Source organism: Burkholderia sp. MSMB0856 (assembly GCF_001524645.2).
In the GTDB taxonomy this organism is placed as follows: domain Bacteria; phylum Pseudomonadota; class Gammaproteobacteria; order Burkholderiales; family Burkholderiaceae; genus Burkholderia; species Burkholderia diffusa.
In genome coordinates this window covers 3,277,219-3,300,021 of sequence record NZ_CP013427.1, presented here as the reverse complement: position 1 = coordinate 3,300,021, position 22,803 = coordinate 3,277,219, and the positions used below count along the sequence as shown (strand labels likewise).

Below are 22,803 nucleotides of genomic sequence, written 5' to 3'. Positions count from 1 at the left end.
ATCGATGGATCTCGACGGCGCCAGCCGCAATCTCACTGTCGCCGCGTTGCTCACGCTGTCCGGCGGCTACCTCGACGCGTACACGTACGTCGGTCACGGCCACGTGTTCGCGAACACGATGACCGGCAACGTCGCGCTGCTCGGTATCAATCTGTCGGCCGGCGAATGGGCGGCCGCGCTGCATCACGTGCCGCCGCTCGGCGGCTTCGTGGTCGCGGTATTCGTCGCGCACCTGCTCGGTCTCGCCGCGCGGCGCGGCTGGATGCGCCACACCGCGTTCGCGAGCCTGATCGTCGAGATCGCGTTTCTCGGCATTGCCGCGAGCGGGCTCGTCGGCGCATCGAGCGCGTGGCTGATTCCCGGCATCTCATTCGTTGCGACGCTGCAGACGCTGTCGTTCACCCATCTCGAGGAACTGTCGTACACGTCGGTGATGACAACCGGCAACCTGCGGCGCGCCGCGCAGAAGCTGTTCGTCGGGCTGATTCCGCGCTACGACGCGGGCGCGCTGCACGACTCGGCGCTGCTGGCGACGATCAGCTTCTGCTTCCTGGCCGGCGCGGTGGTCGGCGGCTTCGCGACGCGGCTCGTTCCGGACGTCGCGCTGTGGGGGGCGGTGCTGCTGCTGGCGGGCGCGTTCGCGGAGATCGTGCGGCGGGCGCGGTGGGCGGGCGGTGGGAGCGATCGTGGCGATGGGGCGGCCGGCAACGGCAGCAGCGGCGCCAACCCCGACGGCGGGACGTCGCAGCCTGCCTGACGTGTGCAGGGCCGCCACCTTGCGGCCTGTCGGTGCGCCGCGTGACCGAATCACCGGTGCATTGCGTCACCGACCTGCGCCACGACCCGAACGCCAGCCGGCTGCCCCGCCCGATCCTTACGGCATCAGCCCTCGTTTCGCCATCGCCGCACCCCGCGTCCGTTACGCGCGAGGCAAGCCTGGTGCGGGACCGTTGTTGTTCCAGGGCGACAATCGCGCGTTACCGCGCATTTCAATTTCTTTCAGGGCGCGCACTGGTCTTATGATTCAGCCCACATCGCGCGCGCCATGAACGTGCGCGATCGCCACCCGGCTGCGCACGCGGCCGGCCATGAATGGAGACACCTACAAATAGGAAAGCTCATGAAGCAGACCACCCGACTCGCAGCCATCGCAGGGGGAGCGGCGCTGGCCTTCGCCAGCCAGTACGCAGCAGCACAAAGCTCGGTCACGCTCTGGGGCGTCGCCGACGTCAGCGTCCGCTATCTGACCAACGCAAACGCCAAGAACGACGGCCTGCTGTCGATGACCAACGGCGCGATCACCAACAGCCGCTTCGGCATCTACGGCACGGAAGACCTCGGCGGCGGCCTGAAGGCCCTGTTCAAGCTCGAAAGCGGCGTGAACCTGCAGAACGGCGCATTCGCCGACAGCGGCCGCCTGTTCAACCGCGCGGCATACGTCGGTCTGGACAGCCCGTACGGCACGGTGACCCTCGGCCGCCAGAAGACGCCGCTGTTCGACCTGCTGTCGGACACCTACGATCCGCTGACGGTCGGCAACTACTTCGAAAATGCATGGCTGCCGGTCGCACTTGGCGGCGGCCTGTATGCGGACAACCAGATCAAGTACACGGGCACGTTCGCAGGCCTGACCGCGAAGGCGATGTACTCGACGGGCACGAACTACGAATCGACCGGCGCGGGCGGCTTCTCGGGCCAGATCCCGGGCTCGCTCGGCAAGGGCAATGCATGGGGCGTGTCGCTGTCGTACGTGATGGGCCCGCTCAGCATCGCCGCCGGCGCGCAGCAGAACAGCGACAACTCCGCACGCAAGCAGACGATCTACCACGCGAACGTCGTGTACGCGTTCAGCAAGGCGAAGGTCTATGCGGGCTACCTGCGCTCGAAGGACGACACCGGATTCGTCGACAGCCTGCTCGCGCAGCAGTCGATTCCGGTCGCGAAGGGCACGGGCCGGATCGACGATGGTCCGTTCGCGGGCGTGAGCTGGCAGGTCAGCACGCCGCTGACGCTGACCGGCGCGTTCTACTACGACCACATGCGCAACGCGATGACCACGAACGGCACGCTCGCGAGCGGCAACCGCTACGCGATCGTCGGCATCGCCGAATACGCGCTCAGCAAGCGCACGGAAGTCTACGGCACCATCGACTTCAACAAGACGAACGGCGCGGCGAACGTCGAGCTGCCGGGTCGCAGCAACCAGACCGGCATCGCGATCGGCCTGCGCAATATCTTCTGACGAAAATCGGAACGCACGCGCCGGCTCACGCTCGGCGCACATCGAAGAGGCTCCTGCGGGAGCCTCTTTTTTTTCGTCACGCGCCCTTCATGCGCGCGGACGACCATTCAGCGATTGCTCCATCGGGTACCGCCTGCCCGTAAGGATTCCGTCGGCATTCCAGAACATACTTTGACAGTGCGCGCGAAGCGATTCCGCTACGCTGCGTGCAGGGCCCGCCGCGTGCCGCGACGCACGCGCGGGCGTCGTTCCGGCGCGCGTTTCGCGTGCGGCCGGCCTGGTGCGTAACTTGTGTATCCGGTGATGACAAACACGGTCTGCCGGTTTTTTTCGTGGGACGATGCGCTCACGATTTTCTTGAAAGGGGATGACGATGGGTATCCTGAACACCGTGGGTGAAATCGCTGGCGCCGTGGCAGCCGTCGAGGCGGCCGAGAAGGTCGATCCGGATGCGGGCCTGCTGACCAAGGCGGCGGCGGCCGTCGCCGGCTTCAAGGGCGCCGAGGCGATCGAAGGCATGCTCGAGAAGAAGGAAGAGCAGCCCCAGCAGGCGGACGATACGCAGGCGACGGACGGCAGCGACACGTCGCAGGCCTGAGCATGGCGGCCGGTCCCGCCGCGGGCGCGCCGTTCGCGCGCCCGGACGGACCGGTGCCGCGCGGCCGGCAGGCCGGGCATGTGGTCGATCGGTGACGCATGGCACACCCGGCAGCTGGTTTGACCGGCGAGAGGCGACGTCTCTCGCCGTTTTTTATATGGCGCGCGTCGTCCTGCGCCGCCACGTTCCGCACGAATTCCCGAATCTTGTTATCGTGCCGTCATCCGAACTGCGATGAGGGCTTGCGATGGATTTCGACTACGACCTGTTCGTCATCGGGGCCGGCTCCGGCGGCGTGAGGCTCGCCCGGATGTCGGCGTCATACGGCGCGCGCGTCGGCATAGCGGAAGAAGAGCAGATCGGCGGCACCTGCGTGCTGCGCGGTTGCATTCCGAAGAAGCTGCTCGTCTACGCATCGCACTATCCGCACGAGCTCGAGGACGCGAAGGGCTTCGGCTGGACCTTCGGCGCCGGCACGCTCGACTGGCCCGCGCTGATCGCCGCGAAGGATCGCGAAATCAACCGGCTCAGCGACATCTACATCAACCTGCTGCGGCAATCCGGCGTCGCGATGCACGCAGGGCGCGCGACCCTCGTCGACGCGCATACGGTCGCGATCGGCGATCGCACGATCCGCGCGCGCCACATCGCGATCGCGACCGGCTCGCGCCCGTCGCTGCCGCCGCGGCCCGGCATCGAGCATGCGATCACGTCGCGCGAGGCGCTGTCGCTTGCGACGCTGCCCGCACGCATCGCGGTGGTCGGCGGCGGCTATATCGCGGTCGAGTTCGCGGGCATCTTCAACGGCGTCGGTAGCCAGGTCGATCTCTTCTATCGCGGCGAGAAGATCCTGCGCGGCTTCGACGACGACGTGCGTCAATTCCTGACCGACGAAATGACCAAGCAAGGCGTCGCGATCCATGCGCGCGCCGTGGTCGAATCGATCGCGCGCGCGGACGACGGCACACTCTCCGTGCGTGTCGGCGACGCGCAGCACGGCCCGTACGACGCGGTGCTCTATGCGACCGGCCGCGTGCCGAACGTCGACGGGCTCGGGCTCGAACAGGCAGGCGTCATGCTCGACGCGCGCGGCGCGATCGCCGTCGATGCGTATTCGGCGACGTCGGTGCCGTCGATCCATGCGATCGGCGACGTCACGTCGCGGCCGCAACTCACCCCGGTGGCGACCCGCGACGGCGGCCTGCTCGCGCGGACGCTGTTCGGCGGCACGCGCGTCGCGGTCGATCACGATTACGTGCCGTCGGCCGTGTTCAGCCAGCCCGAGATCGCGACGGTCGGCCTGACCGAGGCCGATGCGCGTCGCCTGCACGACGAGATCGACATCTACCGCACGTCGTTCAAGGCGTTGCGCCATACGCTGTCCGGCCGCGACGAGCGCACGCTGATGAAGCTCGTGGTCGCGCGCGACAGCCAGCGCGTGATCGGCGCGCACATGGTCGGCCGCGATGCGGGCGAGATCATCCAGGGCATCGCGATCGCGATCCGCGCGGGCGCGACGAAGGCGCAGTTCGACGACACGATCGGCATTCACCCGACCGCGGCCGAGGAATTCGTGACGATGCGACAGAAAGTGGCCGACTGACCGCAATCGGCGCGCCGGCTTGCGGGCCGGCGCGGGCGTCCCGCGCGCTCGGCCGGCGTGTGACGCGCCACGGATCCGCGACGATTCGTAAAGAACGTCAATTCTTCCAGGGAAATGCCGTCTCGATAATCAGGCTTGGTATCATCGGCCAAAATCATATTCGGGGCCGATCATGCGCGATCAACAGCGCAGTAGACAGAATCACGGGGTAGCCGGCGCAAGCGGGGTGGTCGATCCATGCGCCGCGCGTTCGCATCTTGCCGCAGCACGTCCGTTGCGCGCACCTTCCCTTCGCATGCCGCCATCTCCATCTCCATCGCCATCCGGGCGATGAAGTCGCGCACGCCGATGCGTGCCCCAACCGTTTCGATCACCGCATCGACCGCTGGCTCGTCAACGAGCCGGCACGCCCGTTCCGGGCAATCTTTTCACGCAAGGAGACCAGCAGTGAACATTCAGACACGACGCACCGTTCTCGTGGCGGCGGCGCTCGTCGCGGCGCTGTCCGGCTGCGCGACCGAATCGTCGCGCACGCTCGACGTGCCGGCCGTGAGCAGCGCGCAGAAGCCGTATGCGGGCAAGCCCGTCGCGATCGCGGTCGGCAAGTTCGACAACCGCTCGAGCTACATGCGCGGCATCTTCTCGGACGGCATCGACCGCCTCGGCGGACAGGCGAAGACGATCCTCGTCACGCGCCTGCAGCAGAGCCGCCGCTTCAACGTGCTCGATCGCGAGAACCTCGACGAGATCAAGCAGGAAGCCGGCTTCATGAAGAAGGCGCAGGCCGTGAAGGGCGCGAACTACGTCGTGACCGGCGACGTGACCGAGTTCGGCCGCAAGGACGTCGGCGATCACCAGTTGTTCGGCATCCTCGGCCGCGGCAAGACGCAGGTCGCGTATGCGAAGGTCAACCTGAACATCGTCGACACGACGACGTCGGAAGTCGTCGCGTCGAGCCAGGGCGCGGGCGAGTTCAGCCTGTCGAACCGGGAAGTGATCGGCTTCGGCGGCACGGCCGGTTACGACTCGACGCTCAACGGCAAGGTGCTGGACCTTGCGATCCAGGAAGCCGTGAATCATCTCGTCGACCAGGTCGACGCCGGCACGCTGAAGGCGCCGCAATAAGCGTCCCAGCCATTGCAGCAGCGCGCGCCGGGGCCGGCGCCGCGCTGGACCGATCGACAACGACATCAAAAGAGAACAGACCATGAAACGGGGTAACTGGCTGCCGGCAACGGCCGCCGCCTTGCTGCTCGCCGGCTGCGCGAGCTCCACGCCGCCGCTTTATCAGTGGAACGGCTATCAGCCGCAGGTGTACGAATATTTCAAGGGGCAGAAGTCGCCGCAGGAGCAGATCGACGCGCTCGAAAAGGCGCTGCAGGAGATTCGCGCGAAGGGCAAGATGCCGCCGCCGGGCTTCCATGCGCATCTGGGGATGCTGTACGCGAGCGTCGGCAACGAGCAGCAGGCCGAGCAGGAACTACAGGCCGAGAAGCAGTCGTTCCCGGAATCGTCGACCTTCATGGATTTTCTGATGAAGAAAAAGACCGACGCGTCGAAGGCAGCGGTTCAGAAGCCGGCCGCCCAGGCGATCGCCGGCCAGAAGGATACCGCCTCGACCACCGCCAAACCGTAACGCGCCCGCCATGTTCAAGACACTCTCATTCAAGCTGATGTCCGTGCTGTCGATCGTCGCGCTGCTGAGCGCGTGCGCGCAGCCGGTGAAACGACCCGACTACACGGCGTTCAAGAAGAGCCAGCCGCGCTCGATCCTCGTCCTGCCGCCCATCAACGAAACGTCCGACGTGGCGGCGACCTACGGGATGCTGTCGCAGATGACGCTGCCGCTCGCCGAATCCGGCTATTACGTGGTGCCGGTCGCCGTGATGGACGAGACGTTCAAGCAGAACGGCCTGACCAACGCGGCCGAGATCCAGCAGACGCCGCCCGCGAAGCTGCGCGAGATCTTCGGTGCGGATGCCGCGCTGTATTCGAAGGTGTCGCAGTACGGCACCGTCTACCGGATCCTTGCGAGCGCAACGGTCGTGTCGGCCTCGGCGAAGCTCGTCGACCTGCGTACCGGCGACGTGCTGTGGCAGGGCCGGGCGAGCGCGAGCAGCGACGAAGGCGGCAACAACGGCGGCGGCGGCCTGATCGGCATGCTGGTGGTGGCAGCGGTCAAGCAGATCGCGAACACGCTGATGGACCAGAGCCATGACGTCGCCGCGTTCACCAGCACGCGGCTGCTGTCGGCCGGTCCGCCCAACGGGCTGCTGTACGGTCCGCATTCGCCGAAGTACGGGACGGACTGATCGGCGAATGTCATACGCGGTGCGTGGGGACGTTACGTGCCCGACGCACCGATGTCATGCGATTCGATTGCACGGCCGCGCGTGTTGCGCGGCCGTTTTTCGTTTCGCACCGATGCGGCACGCTCAATGCATGCCGAATGCGTCGAGCAGCCGGTACCAGCTCATCGCGAGCACCAGCGCCGGCGTGCGCAGCGTCGCGCCACCGGGGAAGTCGCGATGCCGGATCTTGCCGAACAGGTCGAAGCGGCTCGCCTGGCCGTCGATCGCCTCGGCGATCAGCTTGCCCGCGAGCGCGGTCGTGTTCACGCCGTGCCCCGAGAAGCCCTGCGCGAAATACATCGTCGGCGCGACGCGCCCGAAGTGCGGCGCGCGGTTCATCGTGATGTCGACGAAGCCGCCCCATGCGTAGTCGACCTTGACGTCCGCGAGCTGCGGGAACGTCTTCAGCATGTCCGCGCGCATCGCCGCCGCGAGATCGCGCGGCTCCCGGGTCGAATAGCTGACCTTGCCGCCCCACACGAGCCGCGTGTCGGGCGCCGGCCGGAAATAGTCGAGCACGAAGCGGCTGTCGCAGATCGCCGCGCGCGCGGGCATCAGCGCGGCGGCGCGCGCTTCGCCGAGCGGCTCGGTGGCGATCACGTAGGTGCCGACCGGCATGATCTTCTTCGACAGCGCGGGCGCGAGCGTGCCGACGTACGTATTGCACGCGAGCACGACGAAGCGCGCGCGCACCTGCCCCTGGCCGGTTTCGACGAGGTGGCCGCCCGACACGTCGCGCACGCGCGTGACGCAACTGTCCTCGTGGATCCGCACGCCGGCGTCCGTCGCCGCACGCGCGAGCCCGAGCGTGTAGTTCAGCGGATGCAGGTGGCCGCTGTCGGGGTCGTACAGGCCGCCGCGATAGCGCGCCGACTGCACGTAGTCGCCAAGCTCGTCCGCTTCGACGAAATGGAAGCGGTCGTAGCCGAAGCGTTTCGCGGCCTCGTCGCGCCAGCGCTTCAGCGCATCGGCGTCGCGTTCGGTGTTCGCGGCGGTCAGATAGCCGGGCACGAGCGAGCAGTCGATGTCGTGCCGCGCGATGCGCGACTTCACGAGCGACAGCGTTTCGAGCCCCATGTCCCAGATCCGCTTCACGTCGCCTTCCGGCATGAAGTTGCCGAACGTGTCGATGTCGCATGCGAAGCCGCCGATCAGCTGGCCGCCGTTGCGCCCGCTCGCGGCCCATCCGACCCGCGACGCTTCGAGCACGGTCACCGAATGACCGCGCTCGGCGAGGTTGAGCGCGGCGGACAAACCGGTGAGGCCCGCACCGATCACGCACACGTCGGCGTCGGTCGTGCCGGCGAGCGGCGCATGGCGGGTCGTATCGTTGGCGGTCGCCGCGTAGTACGACGCGACGTGCGGCTGGTTGGCGAATGTCTGCATGATCAGGAAAGCGAATGAAGGGGGCTCAGAACAGCTCGCGCACGCGGTGGTACAGCATCCCGAGTTCGAGCGCGGGCTGCCGCCACGCGTCGCCGCCGGGAAAGCGCCGGTGGCGCAGCTGCGCGAACAGGTCGAACGCGCGCGTGTCGCCCGCGATCGCGCCGGCGATCGCGCGTCCGGCGATGCCGGTCAGCGCGACGCCGTGCCCGCTGAAGCCCTGGACGTAGAAGAAGTTCGGATCGAGCGCGCCGAAGTCCGGCGCGCGGTTGCGCGTGACGTCGACGAAGCCGCCCCACGCGTGGTCGACGCGCACGTCGGCGAGTTGCGGAAACACGCCGACCATGCGCTGACGGATCGTTTCGGCGAGCGTGTCGGGCGACGCGCCCGCGGAGTTCGCGCGGCCGCCGAACAGCATGCGATGGTCGGCGGACAGCCGGAAATAGTCGAGGAAGAAGTTGTTGTCGCACACGGCTTCGCGCTGCGCGATCAGCGCGTCGGCGCGCGCGCGGCCGAGCGGTTCGGTCGCGATGATGTACGACGCGATCGGCGCGATGCGCGCGGCGGTGGCGGCCGGCAGGATGCCGCCGGGGCCTGCGTTGCAGCACGACACGACGAAGCGGCAGCGCACTTCGCCCGACGGCGTGCGTACGACCGGCCGCGCGCCGCGCACGACGTCGAGCGCGGGCGTGTGCGCATGGAGCGCGACGCCTTCGCGGCGCGCGGCGTCGGCGAGGCCGAGGCAATACTTGAGCGGATGCAGGTGACCCGACAGCGGATCGTAGACGCCCGCCAGATAGCGGGACGATGCGATGCGCGCACGGATCGCACCGGTGTCGAGCCACGACAGCGACGGATGGCCCCAGCGCGACGTCGCGGCATCCATCCACGCGCGCAGGTCGTCGATGCGGCGCGGCTTCGTCGCGACCGTCAGGTAGCCGCGCGTGAAGTCGCAGTCGATGCCGTGGCGCGCGATGCGCTCGGCGATCAGCGCGACGCCGTCGAGCGACAGCGACCACGCGGCACGCGCACCGGCGGCGCCGAGCTGCCGCTCGATCACCTCGTCTTTCGCGAAGCCCGTGATTGCCTGGCCGCCGTTGCGGCCGGACGCGCCCCAGCCCGGCCGGTGCGCATCGATCACGGCGACCGACAGCCCGCGCGCGCGGCAATCGAGCGCCGTCGACAAGCCCGCGAAGCCCGCGCCGATCACGCACACGTCGACGTCGATCGCGTCCTCCAGAACGGGATCGTCGACCACGGGGCGCGTGGCGGTCGCTTCGTAGTACGAGTCGCGCGCGAGCGCGTCGGCGCGGCGGGTGAAAGACTGCGTCATCAAACCGACTCCCTCGAGGACGGCCGGCGCCGGTGCGCGATGCACCGCGATCCGGCCGGTTGAAACGACGCGGGACGCCATGCACGCGGCACGGCGTCCCGCGTGGCCCGCATCAGAACGAATAGATGAACTGCGTCGCGAGCAGGTCGTTGGACTTGCCGTACGAACCGTCGTTGCGCAGGAACACCTTGTTGTTCGCCCAGTCGTGCCGGTATTCGACCTTCACGGTGATCTGCTGGGTCGGATAGAACAGCAGGTCGAGCGCGACGTCCTGACGGATTGCGCCCTTGCACTCGAAGCCGAGGCCGCCGCCGGCCTTCGACATTGCGAGGCAGTCCGCGTCGACGCCGAAGCCGTTGTTCGGATCCATCCCGTTGCCGTTCAGCGCGATGCCGCCACCGCCGCCGCCGTTCTTCGTGTTGGCGAGCAGGTCGTAGCGCAGCGTCACGCCCATGCGGCCGACCACCGGCGCGTTGAACTTGCGGTGCGCGAGCAGCGACAGACCGTACCACTGCGCGAGCCCGCCGTTGAACGCCGCATGCTGCTGCCGGCCGTAGTCGATTTCGGCGTTGTACTGAACATCGGCGAGCGTGTAGGTCGCGTCGAGTTCGCCGAAGAAGAACGAACCATAGGCGCTCGGTGCCGCGCCGCCCGGGCCGTAGTGCACGACGCCCTGATCGTCGATCGCGCTCGCCAGCGTCTGCCGTCCGATGTTGAACGATCCGCCGATATCGAGCGCGCTCGACCACGTGTAGTCCGCGCGCGCGGTGAAGGTCGGCACCTTGTTGCTCGTGCTGATCGGGTCGCCGAGCGCATTGGTGCCCGTCTGCGTGACCGAGCCGTACGTGCGGTACTGCTCGTTGCCGAGGAAGAACTTCCACGCCCAGTTGCCCTTCGTGTAGTTCGCGCCGACGCCGACGTAGCTGCCCGGATCCGAGAAATCGTACAGCAGGTTGTGCGTGAGCGTGAGCATCTGGTTCGACTGCTGCACCTCGTAGCCGCCGAAGCTCGGGATCAAACCGGCGACGAGCGTCGTCGACGCGGTGATCGGCACGTTGACGACCGCCGTGTTCAGCAGGTTGTCGGTGATCGAGCCGCGCGAGTTCTGCAGCAGCGTGATGCCGTTGCCGCGGTTCGGCATCAGCGTGATCTCCGCCGACGGCGCCATCGGGCCGACGCCGAAGGTCTTCTTGATGTCGAGGTAGAGATCGCCGAACGTGCTGTTGAAGTAGTTGTACGCGTTCTCGTGGTTCGCGAACAGGAACGACGACGTGCCGGCCGCGCGGTTGTAGATGTAGGTCGGGTCGATGTAGCCGGTGACCGACAGGCCCGCGAGCGGCCCGGTGTTGGCCGCGTCCGTCAGCGAGTCGACCTTCAGCTGCTGGTTCGCGATCTGCTGCTTCATCTCGCTGACTTCGTCGTTGGTCAGCGTGGCCTGGGCACGGCCGTAGTCCGGCGAGGACGGATCGGCGGCCACCATTGCCGGCTTGGCCGAGGCCGTCGCGCCGGCCTGCGCGACAGATGCGCCGCCCGGCTTCGCGGCGAGCTGCGCCTGCATGGCCTTCATCTGTTTCTGCAGCGCGGCGACCTGCGCCTGCAGTGCCTTGATTTCGGCGGAGGTCGAGTCGGCCAGCGCGATGCCCGGCAACGCGCCGGCCACCAGCAGGCAGATCAGTTTCTTCTTCATTGCGGATTCTCCTTGTCGTGGGCCTGTCAATGTGTGATCGGTTCGCGCGCCGCATCGTGCGGCGCGCGGGTCTTGTTATCGATGGAAAGGAAGAGGGAAGTCAGGCCGCCGCGAACGCCGCCTTCAAGTCGGCCACCCGGCGCCGTTCGCGCGCGATCATCATCTGGTTCACGACGATCACGCCGATCGTCACCGCCGTGATGAACAGCGTCGCCAGCGCGTTCATCTCCGGGTTCAGCCCGAGTCGCACGCGCGAGAACACCACCAGCGGCAGCGTCGTCGAGCCCGGCCCCGACAGGAACGCCGACAGCACCAGATCGTCGATCGACAGCGTGAACGACAGCAGCCAGCCCGACAGCAGCGCCTGCGAGATCAGCGGCAGCGTCACCACGAAGAACACCTTCAGCGGCGTCGCGCCCAGATCGAGCGCGGCTTCCTCCAGCGACTTGTTCATCTCCTTGACGCGCGACTGCACGATGATCGCCACGTACGACACGCACAGCATCACGTGGCCGATCCAGATCGTCACCATCCCGCGACCCTTCGGCCAGCCGAACATCTGCTCCAGCGCCACGAACAGCAGCAGCAGCGAGATCCCCTGGATCACCTCCGGAATCACCAGCGGCGCGTTGATCATCCCCGTGTACAGCGTGAAGCCCTTGAAGCGGCCGAAGCGCGCGAGCACGAAGCCCGCCCACGTGCCGATCGCGACCGACGCGGTGGCCGTCAACAGGCCGATCTTCAGCGACAGCCACGCGGCCGTGAGCAGCTCGTCGTCCTGCCACAGCGCCGCGTACCACTTCAGCGAGAAGCCCGACCACACCGTCACCAGCTTCGACTCGTTGAACGAGTACACGACCAGGCTGATGATCGGGATGTACAGGAACAGGAAGCCGAAGGCGAGAACGCCCGTCGACAGCGGTTTGCTCGGCTTGATCATTTCGCTTCCTCCAGTTCCTTGACCTGGTAGTACTGGAACAGCGCCATCGGCACCAGCAACAGCAGCACCATCGCGACCGTCACCGCGGACGCCATCGGCCAATCCATGTTGTTGAAGAACTCGTCCCACATCACGCGGCCGATCATCAGCGTGTCGGCGCCGCCGAGCAGTTCCGGAATCACGTATTCGCCGACCGCCGGAATGAACACCAGCAGGCTGCCGGCGATGATCCCGTTCTTCGACAGCGGCAGCGTGATGCGCGTGAACGCGACCCACGGCTTGGCGCCCAGGTCGTACGCGGCCTCGAGCAGCGTGAGATCCATCTTCACGAGGTGCGCATACAGCGGCATCACCATGAACGGCAGGTACGAATAGACCATCCCGATGTAGACGCCCGCGTCGCTGTGGTAGAGGCGCAGCGGCGTGTGGATGATGCCCAGTGCGATCAGCGTGTGGTTCAGGAGACCGTCATCCTTCAGGATGCCGATCCATGCGTACACGCGAATCAGGAACGACGTCCAGAACGGCAGCATCACGGCCATCATCAGCACGTTGCGCCGGCCCGGTTCCGAGCGCGCGATGTAGTACGCCATCGGGTAACCGATCAGCAGACACAGCACCGTCGACACGGCGGCCATCTTCAGCGAGCTGAGGTAGGTCGCGATGTACAGGTCGTCCTGCAGCAGGAACGCGTAGTGCGACAGCTGCAGCGCGAAGTGCACGACGCCGTCCTTGATCTCGACGAGCGACGTGTACGGCGGGATGCCCATCACCTGGTCGGCGAAGCTGATCTTGAACACCAGCACGAACGGCAGCGCGAAGAAGATCGTGAGCCACAGGAACGGCACGCCGATCGCGATGCCGCGGCCCGACGGCAGGAAGCGCGACAGCGCGGCGAAGCGGCTGCGGCGTTTGGCGGCATGTGTGGCAGCGGTGGCGCCGGTCTGGACCGGCGCGGACGGCGTGGAAGCGGAAGTTCTCATCATGTCGCCCTCACTGCGTCAGCACGACGCCGCTGGCCGGCGACCACGACACGAACACGTCGTCGTTCCACGCCGGCGCGCTGTCGTGCATCAGGTGCGAGCTCGACAGGTTCGACACGACCGTCTTGCCGCTCGGCAGACGCACGTGATACAGCGAGTACGCACCCATGTACGCGATGTCGGTCACCACACCGCGCGCCCAGTTGTGATGCGAGCCTGGTTTTTCGCGGGACACGTGCACGCGTTCCGGGCGCACCGAGATGCCGACCGGCATGCCGAGCGGGCCGGTCACGCCGTGGCTCACGTACATGCGTGCTTCGAGATCGTCGCTCTCGACGAAGATGTGATCGGGTTCGTCCTCGACCACGCGTCCTTCGAACAGGTTCGTCGAGCCGATGAACTCGGCCGAGAAGCGGCTGTTCGGGTATTCGTACACTTCGCCGGGCGTGCCGATCTGCACGATCTTGCCTTCGCTCATCACCGCGAGGCGGCTCGCCATCGTCATCGCTTCTTCCTGGTCGTGCGTGACCATCACGCAGGTCACGTCGACCTTCTCGATGATATTCACGAGTTCGAGCTGGGTCTTCTGGCGGATCTTCTTGTCGAGCGCGGACATCGGCTCGTCGAGCAGCAGCAGCTTCGGGCGCTTCACCAGCGAGCGGGCGAGCGCGACGCGCTGCTGTTGGCCGCCCGACAGTTGATGCGGCTTGCGCTTCGCGTACTTGCTCATCTGCACGAGCGCGAGCGCGTCGGCCACGCGTTCCTTGATTTCGTTCTTCGGCGTGCCTTCCTGCTTCAGGCCGAACGCGACGTTCGACTCGACCGACATGTGCGGAAACAGCGCGTACGACTGGAACATCATGTTCACCGGCCGGCGGTACGGCGGCAGCGACGCGAGGTCCTCGCCGTCGACGAAGATCTTGCCGGAGGTGGCCGTTTCCAGCCCGGCGAGCATGCGCAAGAGCGTCGACTTGCCGCAGCCCGAGCTGCCGAGCAGTGCGAACAATTCGTTCTTCGCGATCGTCAGGTTGACGTTGTCGACGGCCGTGCTGTCGCCGAACTTCTTCACGACGTTTTCGATGCGCACGAAGGCGTCGTTCTTGGTACGGGCCGTGGCGGCCGGTTGAGTCTGTCGTGCAGCAGCGGAAGAGGGTATCGATTGCATGGGAGTCACCATTCGTTCTTCACGGATTGCGGGCGTGAGCGTCCCCGCGCGAGGCGCGCAACGCGACTCGCGGACAACGGCTCATGCCGGATGGAACAGTGCGCGCGGTGCGCGCTGGCGGACGGCTGTCCGCGTATCTCAGGCGTGCAGGCGTGGAGCGATGCCTGCGCCGCCGTGATGCTTGGCGATCAGTGGCCGGTTTTCAGCTGCGCCCACAGACGGTTCTCGAGGCGCAGGATGTCGGCCGGCATCGGCTTCATCAGCACCATCTTCTTCAGCACGTCTTCGGGCGGATAGACGGTCGGATCCTGCGCGACGGCCGGCGTCACGAACTGGTGCGCGGCCTTGTTAGCGGTCGGGTAGAACACCGTGTTGGTGATCGCGGCGTTGACCTTCGCGTCGGACACGTAGTTGATCCACTTGAGCGCGGCCTCGGGGTGCGGCGCATCCTTCGGGATCACCATCACGTCGAACCACAGCAGGCCGCCTTCCTTCGGATTCGCGAACTTGATGTCGTACGAGCGCTTCGCCTCCGACGAGCGGCGGTGCGCGATGCCGATGTCGCCCGACCAGCCGAGCGCGACGCACACGTCGTTGTTCGCGAGATCGTTGATGTAGCCGGACGAGTTGAACTGGGTGATGTACGGGCGGACTTTCTTCAGGACTTCGAAGGCAGCCTGATAGTCGCCGGGGTTCTTGCTGTTCGGATCCTTGCCCATGTATTGCAGCGTCGCGGCGAACACGTCGACGGCCTGGTCGAGGAACGACACGCCGCAGCTTTTCAGCTTTTCCATGTTGGCCGGGTCGAACACCAGCGCCCAGCTGTCGACGGGCGCCTTGTCGCCGAGCGCTTTCTTCACCGCCTGCGCGTTGTAGCCGATGCCGTCCGTGCCGTAGGCCCAGGGGACGCCGTACTGGTTGCCCGGGTCGGCATCCGAGATCATCTTCATCAGCAGCGGGTCGAGGTTGGCGAGGTTCGGGATCTTCGATTTGTCGAGCTTCTGGTACACACCGGCCTGGATCTGCTTGGCCATGTAGTTCGAGGTCGGCACGACGATGTCGTAGCCCGAACTGCCCGCCAGCAGCTTCGCCTGCAGCGTGTCGTCGCTGTCGTAGTTGTCGTACTTGACGTGGATGCCCGTCTGCTTCTGGAAATTCGGGATCGTGTCGGGTGCGATGTAGTCGGACCAGTTGTAGACGTTCAGCTCGTCGGCACGCGCCGACGGGCTGGCGACCGACGTGAACGCGGCCGCGGCGGCAAGAGCCGCGACGGAACAGGCTTGGCGAAGAAAGCAGGCACGCATGGTGGAATTCCCCTGGGTTATGGCGGCGTGCGGCGCCCGCCGCACGCCTGTAGGCAAAGTCGTTACGAAAGGCCCAGTTGCTGGGCGGTCGCATCGACGGCCTTCTTCGCCTTCGATACGAGTTCATCGATTTCCTGACGCGAGATCACGAGCGGCGGCGACAGCAGCATCCGGTCGCCGGTCGCTCGCATGATCAGGTTTCCGTTGAAGCAGAAGTCGCGGCAGATCGTGCCGACGTCACCGCCGTTCGCGAAGCGGCGGCGTTCGGCCGGCGACTCGGCGAGCTGCAGGCTCGCGACCATCCCGTGGCCGTGCACTTCGCCGACGATCGGATGACGCGCGAAGGTTTCGCGCATCAGCGCCTGGAAGTACGGGCCGGTGTCGTGCTTCACGCGCTCGACGATCCCTTCGTCGCGCAGCAGCTTCAGGTTCGCGACCGCCACCGCCGCCGCGACCGGATGGCCCGAGTACGTGAGGCCGTGATTGAATTCGCCGTTGTCGATGATCGGCCGCGCGATGCGTTCGTGGATGCCCACCGCGCCCATCGGCACGTAACCCGACGTCAGGCCCTTGGCCATCGTGATCAGGTCCGGCTCGAAGCCGAAGTGCTGATGCGCGAACCATTCGCCGGTGCGGCCGAAGCCGCCGATCACTTCGTCGGCAACGAGCAGGATGTCGTACTTGCGGCAGATCCGCTGGATTTCCGGCCAGTAGGTCGACGGCGGGAAGATCACGCCGCCGGCGCCCTGGAACGGCTCGCCGATGAACGCGGCGACGTTCTCCGCGCCGAGTTCGAGGATCTTCGCCTCGAGCTGCTGCGCGCGGGCCAGACCGAATGCTTCGGGCGTTTCGCCAGTCGCGGCTTCGCCGAAGAAATACGGCTGGTCGATGTGCACGATGTTCTCGACCTTCGACGGCATCTGCTCGTGCATGTAGCCCATCCCGCCGAGCGTGCCACCCGCGATCGTCGAGCCGTGATAGCCGTTCTTGCGCGAGATCACGACCTTCTTCTGCGGCTTGCCCTGCACACGCCAGTACTGGTGCACGAGGCGCAGTACGGTGTCGTTGCCTTCCGAGCCGCTGTTGCAATAGAAGAAGTGGTTGAAGCCGTCGGGCGTGACTTCGGCGAGCATCGCCGACAGTTCGATCACCGGCGGGTGCGTCGTCTTGAAGAACGTGTTGTAGAACGGCAGTTCCTGAAGCTGGCGATACGCGGCGTCGGCGAGTTCCTTGCGGCCGTAGCCGACGTTCACGCACCAGAGGCCGGCCATGCCGTCGATGACCTTGTTGCCGTCCGAGTCCCACAGGTAGACGCCGTCGGCCTTCACGATCACGCGGCTGCCTGCGCGGTTGAGCGCGCCCATGTCGGAGAACGGGTGGATGTGGTGCGCGGCGTCGAGCGCGCGGTATTCGGCGGTCGAGCGCGCCTGCGTCGTGCGCGGTGCGGTGGCCGGCGCGGCCGGCTGGATCCAGGCAGATTCGTTGCGGTAAGTCATGTTTCCTCCGTGATTCCGTATTCGGTCGTGTGCACGCTCAGACGTGCAGCAGCAGATGGCGGCGTTCCCACGAGCTGATCACGCGGAAGAACGCTTCGTATTCGGTTTCCTTCAGCGCGAAATACGCCTTCAGGAACTTGTGGCCGAGAATCTCGCCGAGCGGCTCGCACGCGGCCATCAGCGTGAGCCCTTCCTCGAGGTTGCGTGGCAGTTGGTACGGCAGTTCGTAGCCGTCGCTGACGAGCGGTTCGGTCGGCTCCAGCCGCTGCGTCATGCCGAGATAGCCGGCCGCGAGCGTCGCCGCGAGCGCGAGGTACGGGTTGCAGTCGACGCCCGGAATCCGGTTCTCGATGCGGCGCGCGGCCGGGCCCGAGTGCGGGATGCGGAAGCCGACCGTGCGGTTGTCGTAGCCCCATTGCACGTTGATCGGCGCGGCCATGAAGCGCGACAGCCGGCGGTACGAGTTGATGTACGGCGCGAAGATCGGCATCAGCGCGGGCGTGTATTTCTGCAGCCCCGCGAGGTAGTTGTAGAACATCGACGTCGCGCCGCCGGTTTCCGGCGACGTGAACAGGTTCCGGCCCGTTTCCTCGTCGACGATGCTCTGATGCACGTGCATCGCCGAACCCGGCTCGTTTTCCATCGGCTTCGCCATGAACGTCGCGTACATGTTGTGACGCAGCGCGGCCTCGCGCACCGTGCGCTTGAACAGGAACACCTGGTCGGCGAGCGACAGCGCGTCGCCGTGCATGAAGTTGATTTCCATCTGCGCGGCGCCGACTTCGTGGATCAGCGTGTCGATGTCGAGGTTCTGCGCTTCGCAGTATTCGTAGATGTCCTCGAACAGCGGATCGAACTCGTTGACCGCCTCGATCGAATACGACTGGCGGCCCGTTTCGGGGCGGCCCGTGCGGCCGACCGGCGGACGCAGCGGCAGGTCCGGGTCCTTGTTCATGTCGACCAGGTAGAACTCGAGCTCCGGCGCGACGACCGGCTTCCAGCCCTTCGCCTTGTACAGGTCGAGCACGCGGCGCAGCACGTAGCGCGGCGAAATCTCGACCGGCGAGCCGTCGAAGTGCACGCAGTCGTGGATCACCTGCGCGGTCGGATCGACGGCCCACGGGATCAGGCGAATGGTCGACGTGTCGGGCACGCACACCATGTCGGGATCGGTCACGCCGGTCAGCGAGCCGTCTTCCGGATACTCGCCGGTGACGGTCTGCACCATCACGGCCTGCGGCAGCCGCATCGATTCGCCGGAAGTGAACTTGTTGCGCGGCGTGATCTTGCCGCGCGCGATGCCGGCCATGTCGGGAATGATCGCTTCGATCTCGGTGATCCGGTGTTGCTTCAGAAAGTCTTCGATGTCTTGCATGTCTGTTCTCGTTATGTGGGTCGGCGCGCTCAAGCGAGCGCGGCGGCGGCCGCGGCGCGCGTGCGGGCGTTGCGGTGCGCGCGGCAGGCGTCGCCGAAGGCGCGGAAGATCGCGCTCGACAGCGGGTCGTGCGCATGCCGCCATTCCGGGTGCCATTGCACGGCGAGGGCGAAGGCCGGTGCATCGACGACGCTGACGGCCTCGATCAGGCCGTCCGGCGCGACGGCTTCGACGGCGAGGCCGGAACCGAGCTGCGCGATGCCCTGCTTGTGCAGCGAGTTCACGTGCACGTCGTCGCGGCCGCCGGCGAGCGTGTGCAGCACGCCGCCGGGCGTCAGGCGCACGACGTGCGCGGGGCCGTATTGCGTGTCCATCGGCGCGTCGTCGTCCTCGCGGTGATCGGCGAGGCCGGGCACTTCGTGCACGCGCTGATGCAGCGTGCCGCCGCAGACGACGTTCAGCTCCTGGAAGCCGCGGCATACGGCCAGCACGGGCACGCCCGCGACGATCGCCGCGCGCAGCAGCGGCAGCGTCGTCGCGTCGCGTGCGGGATCGTGCTTCGTGCCAGGTGCGCTCGGCTCGCCGCCGTACAGGTGCGGCTCGACGTTCGAATAGCTGCCGGTAAACAACAGGCCGTCGACCGTGGAGAGCACGTCGTCGGTCGACTGGCGATCGCCGAGCGCGGGCAGCACCATCGCGAGCGCGTGCGCGCCGTCGACGATCGCCGCGACGTACTTGTCGCCGACCGTGTGCGACGCATGTGCGCCGATTTGCGTGAGGTCGGCGGTGATGCCGACGAGGGGTTTCCTTTCCATGACGTCAATCAGTTGTCCGTAGGGCCATGACGTGCGTTGCGCGGGAAAATCGTGAAATGCAGGCGCGACACGACCCCGCAGCCTGGCGAAATGCGCAAGGCCGCTGGTGAATGGGCGCAACGGGTTCGCATGGCGATCCGCGCTGCGCGCGACGGTCAGGCCGTCGTTCGTTTCGTTGTGCTGCGCGACGCGGCAATGGATGCGCGAACGCGTTCCGTCACCGCGCAGACGACGCGGCTAACGAGCAGGCATTTGAAACGAACGACGAGAAAAGGAGGAGAGGCGCTATGGCAGCAGCGACGCGACTTCGTCGGTATCGACGGCCACGAACGCGCGTGCGGAAACGGCGTTGTGACGGCGAACGGAACGACGGGACAGGATGGTGTAGATCGACAGATGCAGCAGGCGAGGACTATGCCAGCCGCAACTGCCATCGGAAGCGGGAGCAGCGCTGCGCAAACTTCGCACATCGCCTCGATCCCACCTCACCAGAGGGCCACGGACTCTCACGATTACACTCGACTGGTTTGTTGAAAGTATTGAACACCTGATCGTTTCAGCGCACGAGGCGTTTAAAATAATCGAGGTGTCGGGCCTGCGTCATTTACATCGAAGGGCATCAATTTTTACGTTGCAGTAACGTTTTTCGGTGCCGATGAATGGCCAATGACGCTGACCTGAGAGCCAGCATATACGAGCCAAAAACGGCGTCAAATGTTTTTTGACGGTCTCATGTCAGGGCTTTCCCGAGGCACTCCGAACAAAAGATTCGCAAACGGAATGATTCGCGGGGTGTTCATTATTTCGAACGCCTTTCAGGGTTTTCCCCGCTGATGCGCGGCATAAAGTGATTAGAATATTCAACGGCTGCGTAATGCCGTTCAACGCATCGTTTCACTTTTTCACCGCACTCCTATCGTGTCCGAAACCGAATCGATGTCCACCGAAGTCGCCGAGCGCCTGCGTTTCGTGCGCAACAAGCATGGCCTGTCGCAGCGCGAACTCGCGAAGCGGGCCGGCGTGACCAACGGCACGATCTCGCTGATCGAACAGGGGCGTGTGAGCCCGTCGGTCGGCTCGCTGAAGAAACTGCTCGAATGCATTCCGATGAGTCTCGCGGAGTTCTTCACGTTCGAACTCGTCGAATCGCGCTCGGTCGTATCGCGCCGAGACGAGATGCCGAACCTCGGCAACGACGCGCTCGCGTTTCATCTCGTCGGCGCGGGCGTGAAGGACCGCAACATGTGCATCATGCGCGAGATCTACCAGCCGCTCGCCGACACGGGGCCCGAGATGCTCGTGCACGCGGGGCACGAGGGCGGCGTGGTCGTGTCGGGCCGGCTCGAGCTCACCGTCGACGGCGCGACGTGGCTGCTCGACCCCGGAGACGGCTACTACTTCGAAAGCCGTTTGCCGCACCGTTTTCGCAATCCCAGCGCGGAACAGCTCTGCGAGGTCGTGTCGGCGAATTCGCCGGCCACCTTCTGACCGCGCATCACCGCATTCGCCGCCGGCAGTGTTGCCGTTGCGCGGCGTGCCGCAGCGCGAATGCCACGACAATTGAGGCATCCTGATGAACAAGTTGACTTTGGCTGACTGGCAGGACAAGGCGGCGTCGCTCACGATCGACGGGCGCGCATTCATCGACGGCGCGTCGCGCGACGCGCACGGCGGCAGGACGTTCGACTGCGTGAGCCCGATCGACGGCCGCGTGCTCGCGAAGGTGGCCGATTGCGGCGAGGCCGACGTGAACGCCGCCGTCGCGGCCGCGCGCCGCGCGTTCGACGCCGGCGTATGGGCCGGACTGAACCCGCGCGCGCGCAAGGCCGTGCTGCTGCGGTGGGCCGCGCTGATGCGCGAGCATCTCGACGAACTGTCGCTGCTCGAGACGCTCGATGCGGGCAAGCCGATCGGCGACACCACGACGGTCGACGTGCCGGGCGCCGCGTATTGCGTCGAGTGGTTCGCCGAAGCGATCGACAAGGTCGGCGGCGAAGTCGCGCCGGCCGACCATCATCTCGTCGGTCTCGTCACGCGCGAGCCGGTCGGCGTGGTGGCGGCCGTCGTGCCGTGGAACTTCCCGATCCTGATGGCCGCATGGAAGTTCGGCCCGGCGCTCGCGGCCGGTAACAGCGTCGTGCTGAAGCCGTCGGAGAAATCGCCGCTGACCGCGATCCGCGTCGCGCAGCTCGCATACGAAGCCGGCATCCCGGCCGGCGTGTTCAACGTCGTGCCGGGCGCGGGTGAACCGGGCAAGCTGCTCGCGCTGCATCGCGATGTCGACTGCATCGCGTTCACCGGCTCCACCGCGGTCGGCAAGCTGATCATGCAGTACGCCGCGCAGTCGAACCTGAAGCGCGCGTGGCTCGAACTCGGCGGCAAGTCGCCCAACATCGTGCTGCCGGATTGTCCGGACCTCGACCGCGCCGCGCAGGCCGCGGCCGGCGCGATCTTCTACAACATGGGTGAGATGTGCACGGCCGGCTCGCGCCTGCTCGTGCATCGCGACATCAAGGACGCGTTCATCGAGAAGCTGGTCGCGGCCGCGCGCGCGTACGTGCCGGGCAACCCGCTCGATCCGTCGGTATCGATGGGCGCGATCGTCGACGGGATCCAGCTCGAACGCGTGCTCGGCTACATCGATGCCGGGCGCAAGGAGGGCACGCTCGTCACGGGCGGTGCGCGCGTGAAGGAGGAGACGGGCGGCTTCTACGTGGAGCCGACGGTGTTCGAGGTGAAGCCCGACGCGAAGATCGCGCGCGAGGAGATCTTCGGCCCGGTGCTGTCGGTGATCGTGTTCGACGATGTCGACGAGGCCGTGCGGATCGCGAACGATACCGAGTACGGCCTGGCGGCGGCGGTGTGGACGTCCAATCTCACGACCGCGCACGACGTGTCGCGCCGGCTGCGGGCGGGCACGGTGTGGGTGAACTGCTACGACGAAGGCGGCGACATGAATTTCCCGTTCGGCGGCTACAAGCAGTCGGGCAATGGCCGCGACAAGTCGCTGCACGCGCTCGAGAAATACACCGAGCTGAAGTCGACGCTGATCCGGCTGCGCTGACGCGGCCGGTGTGCGGGGCGCGGTGCCGACGGGCGCCGCGCCCGCGCGCGTCAGGCCGAGCGCAGTGCCGGGTGGAAGCCCGCGGCTTCGATGATCGACTGCACGCGTTCGGCGCCTTGTGCCGACTCGACCTTGACCGTCTTCGCGGCCACGTCGATGTCGAGCTTCGCGGCGGGGTCCGCTGCCGTCACGGCGCGCGTGATGGCGTTGGCGCAGCCGCCGCAGGTCATGTCCTGGACTTCGAATTCCATCGTGTTCTCCTGGGTGGATGGGCGATTGAGAAACATGAGCAGCATGAAGCTTGCCATGGTGGGAAGGTCAAGCCCCTTCGATGCGTTCGGCGCCGCATAAGCAATTTGTAAAACTGAAGTCAGACGAATCGCAATTCGCCCGCGTGCGTCAGTCCGAATTTTTCCCGATTGACGCTCGGGTATTGTCGGCGAAATCTGGCGGAGCCTTGCGCG

Annotated in this window: 21 protein-coding genes; 9 read left to right on the top strand and 12 right to left on the bottom strand. The window is 66.3% G+C overall.

The annotated features are described in order from the left end of the window. Positions 1-4: 4 nt before the first annotated feature. From WS87_RS16655 to WS87_RS16625, 7 genes are all read left to right on the top strand, one after another. Positions 5-757, top strand: a complete 753-nt coding sequence (locus tag WS87_RS16655) for a YoaK family protein (RefSeq protein WP_059819905.1) — start codon at positions 5-7, stop codon at positions 755-757. A 363-nt stretch (positions 758-1,120) separates the two neighbouring features. Then, positions 1,121-2,242, top strand: a complete 1,122-nt coding sequence (locus WS87_RS16650) for a porin (protein WP_059535109.1) — start codon at positions 1,121-1,123, stop codon at positions 2,240-2,242. A 373-nt stretch (positions 2,243-2,615) separates the two neighbouring features. Continuing rightward, on the top strand, positions 2,616-2,840 hold the full coding sequence (locus tag WS87_RS16645) for a hypothetical protein (protein WP_014895816.1): 225 nt from the start codon (positions 2,616-2,618) through the stop codon (positions 2,838-2,840). Positions 2,841-3,087: 247 nt separating this feature from the next. Next, a complete protein-coding gene (gene gor / locus WS87_RS16640; RefSeq protein WP_059819904.1) occupies positions 3,088-4,443 on the top strand; it encodes a glutathione-disulfide reductase in 1,356 nt (451 codons plus the stop codon). A 453-nt stretch (positions 4,444-4,896) separates the two neighbouring features. Beyond that, positions 4,897-5,568, top strand: coding sequence for a CsgG/HfaB family protein (locus WS87_RS16635; RefSeq protein ID WP_185500359.1), 672 nt, complete (start codon positions 4,897-4,899; stop codon positions 5,566-5,568). A gap of 82 nt (positions 5,569-5,650) precedes the next feature. Then, complete coding sequence (locus WS87_RS16630) at positions 5,651-6,079, top strand: DUF4810 domain-containing protein (protein ID WP_059535114.1); 429 nt, start codon at positions 5,651-5,653, stop codon at positions 6,077-6,079. Between the two features lie 10 nt (positions 6,080-6,089). Then, positions 6,090-6,755, top strand: a complete 666-nt coding sequence (locus WS87_RS16625; RefSeq protein ID WP_059819903.1) for a DUF799 domain-containing protein — start codon at positions 6,090-6,092, stop codon at positions 6,753-6,755. A 123-nt stretch (positions 6,756-6,878) separates the two neighbouring features. On the opposite strand, the gene WS87_RS16620 is transcribed toward WS87_RS16625, so the two are convergent. The 11 genes from WS87_RS16620 to WS87_RS34255 form a co-directional block, all read right to left on the bottom strand. Beyond that, positions 6,879-8,180: an NAD(P)/FAD-dependent oxidoreductase gene (locus tag WS87_RS16620; RefSeq protein ID WP_059819902.1), complete on the bottom strand. Its 1,302-nt coding sequence runs from the start codon at positions 8,178-8,180 to the stop codon at positions 6,879-6,881. 25 nt (positions 8,181-8,205) lie between these two features. Continuing rightward, the gene (locus WS87_RS16615; RefSeq protein ID WP_059820003.1) at positions 8,206-9,510 is read right to left on the bottom strand and encodes an NAD(P)/FAD-dependent oxidoreductase; all 1,305 of its coding nucleotides are present in this window, start codon (positions 9,508-9,510) and stop codon (positions 8,206-8,208) included. 112 nt (positions 9,511-9,622) lie between these two features. Then, positions 9,623-11,197 (bottom strand): DUF3138 family protein, encoded by a 1,575-nt coding sequence (locus tag WS87_RS16610; RefSeq protein WP_059819901.1) that lies wholly within the window; start codon positions 11,195-11,197, stop codon positions 9,623-9,625. 100 nt (positions 11,198-11,297) lie between these two features. Beyond that, entirely contained in the window at positions 11,298-12,137 is an 840-nt protein-coding gene (locus WS87_RS16605; protein WP_059819900.1) for an ABC transporter permease subunit, read from the bottom strand. Next, positions 12,134-13,120, bottom strand: a complete 987-nt coding sequence (locus tag WS87_RS16600) for an ABC transporter permease subunit (protein WP_059820002.1) — start codon at positions 13,118-13,120, stop codon at positions 12,134-12,136. Before WS87_RS16600 ends, WS87_RS16605 begins: the two co-directional genes overlap by 4 nt. A 10-nt stretch (positions 13,121-13,130) precedes the next feature. Then, positions 13,131-14,285: an ABC transporter ATP-binding protein gene (locus tag WS87_RS16595; RefSeq protein WP_059504576.1), complete on the bottom strand. Its 1,155-nt coding sequence runs from the start codon at positions 14,283-14,285 to the stop codon at positions 13,131-13,133. A gap of 188 nt (positions 14,286-14,473) precedes the next feature. Next, entirely contained in the window at positions 14,474-15,589 is a 1,116-nt protein-coding gene (locus tag WS87_RS16590) for a polyamine ABC transporter substrate-binding protein (protein ID WP_059819899.1), read from the bottom strand. 62 nt (positions 15,590-15,651) lie between these two features. Beyond that, complete coding sequence (locus tag WS87_RS16585; RefSeq protein WP_059819898.1) at positions 15,652-17,085, bottom strand: aspartate aminotransferase family protein; 1,434 nt, start codon at positions 17,083-17,085, stop codon at positions 15,652-15,654. A 37-nt stretch (positions 17,086-17,122) separates the two neighbouring features. Then, positions 17,123-18,460, bottom strand: coding sequence for a glutamine synthetase family protein (locus WS87_RS16580; RefSeq protein WP_059819897.1), 1,338 nt, complete (start codon positions 18,458-18,460; stop codon positions 17,123-17,125). A 29-nt stretch (positions 18,461-18,489) separates the two neighbouring features. After that, positions 18,490-19,275: a gamma-glutamyl-gamma-aminobutyrate hydrolase family protein gene (locus WS87_RS16575; protein WP_059819896.1), complete on the bottom strand. Its 786-nt coding sequence runs from the start codon at positions 19,273-19,275 to the stop codon at positions 18,490-18,492. A gap of 285 nt (positions 19,276-19,560) precedes the next feature. Beyond that, positions 19,561-19,743, bottom strand: a complete 183-nt coding sequence (locus tag WS87_RS34255) for a hypothetical protein (protein ID WP_006402789.1) — start codon at positions 19,741-19,743, stop codon at positions 19,561-19,563. Between the two features lie 468 nt (positions 19,744-20,211). On the opposite strand from WS87_RS34255, the gene WS87_RS16565 reads away from it, so the two are divergent. Both WS87_RS16565 and WS87_RS16560 read left to right on the top strand, forming a co-directional pair. Further along, positions 20,212-20,763, top strand: coding sequence for a cupin domain-containing protein (locus WS87_RS16565; protein ID WP_014895828.1), 552 nt, complete (start codon positions 20,212-20,214; stop codon positions 20,761-20,763). An 85-nt stretch (positions 20,764-20,848) separates the two neighbouring features. Beyond that, the gene (locus WS87_RS16560) at positions 20,849-22,339 is read left to right on the top strand and encodes an aldehyde dehydrogenase (RefSeq protein ID WP_059819895.1); all 1,491 of its coding nucleotides are present in this window, start codon (positions 20,849-20,851) and stop codon (positions 22,337-22,339) included. A 50-nt stretch (positions 22,340-22,389) separates the two neighbouring features. Here WS87_RS16560 and WS87_RS16555 read toward each other — a convergent pair whose 3' ends face one another. After that, positions 22,390-22,590, bottom strand: coding sequence for a heavy-metal-associated domain-containing protein (locus WS87_RS16555; RefSeq protein WP_006754615.1), 201 nt, complete (start codon positions 22,588-22,590; stop codon positions 22,390-22,392). Positions 22,591-22,803: the final 213 nt, after the last annotated feature.

Bases quoted from the DNA above. Each gene is read 5' to 3' on its own strand.
- gor (WP_059819904.1), top strand. From the start codon at position 3,088: ATGGATTTCGACTACGACCTGTTCGTCATCGGGGCCGGCTCCGGCGGC.
- WS87_RS16585 (WP_059819898.1), bottom strand. From the start codon at position 17,085: ATGACTTACCGCAACGAATCTGCCTGGATCCAGCCGGCCGCGCCGGCC.
- WS87_RS16595 (WP_059504576.1), bottom strand. From the start codon at position 14,285: ATGCAATCGATACCCTCTTCCGCTGCTGCACGACAGACTCAACCGGCC.
- WS87_RS16645 (WP_014895816.1), top strand. From the start codon at position 2,616: ATGGGTATCCTGAACACCGTGGGTGAAATCGCTGGCGCCGTGGCAGCC.
- WS87_RS16615 (WP_059820003.1), bottom strand. From the start codon at position 9,510: ATGACGCAGTCTTTCACCCGCCGCGCCGACGCGCTCGCGCGCGACTCG.
- WS87_RS16580 (WP_059819897.1), bottom strand. From the start codon at position 18,460: ATGCAAGACATCGAAGACTTTCTGAAGCAACACCGGATCACCGAGATC.
- WS87_RS16650 (WP_059535109.1), top strand. From the start codon at position 1,121: ATGAAGCAGACCACCCGACTCGCAGCCATCGCAGGGGGAGCGGCGCTG.
- WS87_RS16575 (WP_059819896.1), bottom strand. From the start codon at position 19,275: ATGGAAAGGAAACCCCTCGTCGGCATCACCGCCGACCTCACGCAAATC.
- WS87_RS16625 (WP_059819903.1), top strand. From the start codon at position 6,090: ATGTTCAAGACACTCTCATTCAAGCTGATGTCCGTGCTGTCGATCGTC.
- WS87_RS16590 (WP_059819899.1), bottom strand. From the start codon at position 15,589: ATGCGTGCCTGCTTTCTTCGCCAAGCCTGTTCCGTCGCGGCTCTTGCC.
- WS87_RS16610 (WP_059819901.1), bottom strand. From the start codon at position 11,197: ATGAAGAAGAAACTGATCTGCCTGCTGGTGGCCGGCGCGTTGCCGGGC.
- WS87_RS16655 (WP_059819905.1), top strand. From the start codon at position 5: ATGGATCTCGACGGCGCCAGCCGCAATCTCACTGTCGCCGCGTTGCTC.
- WS87_RS16620 (WP_059819902.1), bottom strand. From the start codon at position 8,180: ATGCAGACATTCGCCAACCAGCCGCACGTCGCGTCGTACTACGCGGCG.
- WS87_RS16605 (WP_059819900.1), bottom strand. From the start codon at position 12,137: ATGATCAAGCCGAGCAAACCGCTGTCGACGGGCGTTCTCGCCTTCGGC.
- WS87_RS16555 (WP_006754615.1), bottom strand. From the start codon at position 22,590: ATGGAATTCGAAGTCCAGGACATGACCTGCGGCGGCTGCGCCAACGCC.
- WS87_RS16565 (WP_014895828.1), top strand. From the start codon at position 20,212: ATGTCCACCGAAGTCGCCGAGCGCCTGCGTTTCGTGCGCAACAAGCAT.
- WS87_RS16560 (WP_059819895.1), top strand. From the start codon at position 20,849: ATGAACAAGTTGACTTTGGCTGACTGGCAGGACAAGGCGGCGTCGCTC.
- WS87_RS16630 (WP_059535114.1), top strand. From the start codon at position 5,651: ATGAAACGGGGTAACTGGCTGCCGGCAACGGCCGCCGCCTTGCTGCTC.
- WS87_RS16600 (WP_059820002.1), bottom strand. From the start codon at position 13,120: ATGAGAACTTCCGCTTCCACGCCGTCCGCGCCGGTCCAGACCGGCGCC.